Here is a 3,063-nt window from a genome sequence, read left to right on the forward strand (position 1 = left end):
GACCACCACTTGATTGGGATCGACGTGCTCATAATAGATGCCCGTTGTACCCACGTACGGCACCACTTTACCAAAGGCTTTTGATAAAATGCTGGCGCGCGCGCCCGCAGGCAGAAACTTGGTGACAGATAGCAGTTTGGTAAATTGGTTGCTGATGGGTTTTAGCGTAGTGTTTGGTTGTGCAACTGGCACTTTGGTGTTGTCAGAGACTTTGGTTGGCAGTTTGTTGCTCAATTTGCTAGGGAGTTTTTTTAATAATCCTGACATACAACATTCCTCAATTTAAAGTGGGATTTACAGTATTTTACTAGTGCGATAAAAAATATTGAGATGATTGATAAGTTAGCGAATTCTTTTATCTTAGCAACGATGTTAGTTATGGTACATTAAGTGCCGTATCGCTACTACTATTAACATGAACTGCTGTGCTTATGAAATATGACTAACGTGACGATATCTTAGAGAGCAGAAATATCGACGCCGGCTGTGTTGTTGCTTATTGCCTGCTAAGTCGCTTAATTTTAGCGAGCCACGTTATAATAGTCAGGTTTTAGCACGGCTAAACTATTTTGCCGTTTTTTTCTCATGTTCGACAATGCCACGCTAGATAAGGCCATGCCAAATATGTCTCTTTCCAAACCAACCAATATCATTTATACGGGCGTCGCTGGTACGGGTAAAACCTACCGCTTGCTCCAAATCGCGCAGCAATATACCGATTATCTGCCAAGAATAAATGACAAAGAATTATTGGAACAGCTGCTGCAGGAATTAAGCTGGCGTAACGTGGTTTGTTTAATATTTTTGGATTTTAAGTCGAAAAAACAGGACTTGGTCAAAGTACCAGAAATTGTCAATCATGAGTTTTTTGTCAATAAAGCAGCGCAAAATGCGCGCGATAAAAATTTAAGCAATACTGCTTGGTCTGTGCTACAAATGCATACGCCTACGAGCTCGCAAACGGTGAGTTATAAAAATCGAGCCAGCCAAGCCTATTTTGATAAAGATAATAGTGGCGCATGGTATTTACTGCCAGAAAGCATGGATTTGTTAAGTGACTTAGCGCAGCAATTAGCCGAGTTTCAGCAGGCGCAGCGTGAGAATAATAGCCAAAATCAAGAGTTCCGTCAGCAGCGCTTTAGTATGGTCAGCTTTCATCAAGCCTATGGTTATGAGGAATTTGTCGAAGGTATCCGTCCGGTGATAGCGCCATCCGATCATACAAAAAATAGCTCATCTCAAATGAGTTATAGCGTGCAAGATGGCGCGTTCTTGAAATTATGTAAACGCGCTGCTAATGATCCCGAGCAGCGTTATGCGATGCTGATTGATGAAATTAATCGCGCTAACGTATCACGGGTCTTTGGCGAGCTATTAAGTTTGATTGAACCCGATAAACGCGCTGGCATGGCAAATGCGATGACGGTTAATTTGGCGTATTCAGGGCGAACCTTTAGCGTGCCTGCCAACGTTGATATTTATGCCACCATGAACACCCAAGACCACTCACTAGCGCCACTTGATATGGCATTACGACGGCGTTTTCGCTTTATTGATTGTCCGCCGCAGCCGGAATTATTATCTGTTATTTATGTCAATCCAGTTAATTCAGAAACCGGTAATTCAGAAACGGTTGATCCGGCAGAAACGATAGATTTAGCAAAAATTTTAACTGGTTTAAATAGTCGCATCACGCAAACCCTTGGTGCAGAGGCGCAATTGGGTCATGCGTTTTTATGGTCGGTGAATACGCTTGAGCAATTACAAACGGCTCTTATTGAACAAATCATTCCGCAATTGGCGCAAGCCGCGGGCGGGCAAGTCACTGTTTTGCAATATATCTTTCAAGATGAGCAGCAGCCGCTAAATGCTCAGTTTATACAAGATAGCCAAGCGCTGATTGATAATGCCAATAACTTAGCCAGTCCTAATAATTCAAACCCAATGTTTGCCGACCAGCAGTCTTTTTTCGGTCAGTCTATGAGTAATGGTAGTTATAAAATTAATGCCGATTTAATCAATCATACTGCTGAGTTTGCCAAGCCGTTTGTTTATCAGCGTTTATATTAACAAGGTTACTAGCTTGTGATGAGTAGAGTATTACAGTCTGATGACAAAGCGATAGGCAGCCACATTAATCACAACGTTAATAGTGGCAATAGTAATAGTGCGAGTATTGCTAATAACGTCAGTGCGGCTGCACTTAATGCTAATGTTATTACGGTGTTTGAGCATCAACGTTTAACGGCCCATGATTTTGCGCACGTAGCGGACTTTCACTGGTTAATAACGCAAGAGCTTGCTGTTTTTAGTATTAAACGTCAGCAAGGACAATGGCAGCTAAAAGTCGGCCATTATATTGGTATGATTTTATTGCCTAGCGGCATGACGCTTGAGATATTGCCTAAGTTAATAGCAAAAACGTCTAGCAAACATAATCAGCAACAGCCATACGGTTTAGCTAAATCCAATGACATCAATCAAACACGGCAATGGGTGCAGGATATGTTGGCAGATTTAACCAGCAGTCATGATAAAAATAAGCTGCCCAATACAAAAAACTTTGGCCAAGTTAGCTCTCAGCTAGCAGCGCTGCCGACGACTAAAGCAATGCCATTATCTGATTGGCTGCTTGCGCAGTTTTTGCAGCGTTTGGCGCATTATCAGCCGACGAAGCACTATCAGGCGCAAATCCATAACCGAGCAGCGCTACAAGGTCGTTTGCTGATTAAAGAGCAATTACGCCATAACAGCATGCAGCCGCATAAGTTTGTCTGTGAAAGCAGTGTGCTAAACCAAGAGATGCTGTGTAATCGCTTGATTAAAAGCGCGCTCAACTTACTTACTCCGTTATCTTCGCCATCAATGACGCTATCCGCATTACAGCAGTGGCGACAAGTGACAGAGTTAAGTCGTTATGAGTTGCAGCGGCTTGAGTCTTTTTATCAGCAAGCAAAGCGACAATTGGCGCTGCAGCCTTTATCTCGACAGCAATTACAAGCGGCGCAGCAATTATTGGACTTGGCGTATTGGCTCTTGCAGCAATCTGACACTCATACGGGC

2 protein-coding genes and 1 pseudogene are annotated in these 3,063 nt (G+C 42.9%); 2 read left to right on the forward strand and 1 reads right to left on the reverse strand.

Going from position 1 to position 3,063, the window contains the following annotated elements:
- A pseudogene (locus tag V7D75_RS04075) lies at positions 1-267 on the reverse strand (DUF4442 domain-containing protein); the annotation flags it as partial.
- Positions 268-624: 357 nt separating this feature from the next.
- On the opposite strand from V7D75_RS04075, the gene V7D75_RS04080 reads away from it, so the two are divergent.
- Together V7D75_RS04080 and V7D75_RS04085 are read left to right on the forward strand one after the other, a co-directional pair.
- Positions 625-2,070, forward strand: a complete 1,446-nt coding sequence (locus V7D75_RS04080; RefSeq protein WP_333613516.1) for an McrB family protein — start codon at positions 625-627, stop codon at positions 2,068-2,070.
- Positions 2,071-2,088: 18 nt separating this feature from the next.
- Positions 2,089-3,063 (forward strand): 5-methylcytosine restriction system specificity protein McrC (locus V7D75_RS04085; RefSeq protein ID WP_442968915.1); only part of this gene is annotated, 975 nt, incomplete at its 3' end.

This window comes from Psychrobacter sp. (assembly GCF_036731945.1).
GTDB lineage: Bacteria > Pseudomonadota > Gammaproteobacteria > Pseudomonadales > Moraxellaceae > Psychrobacter.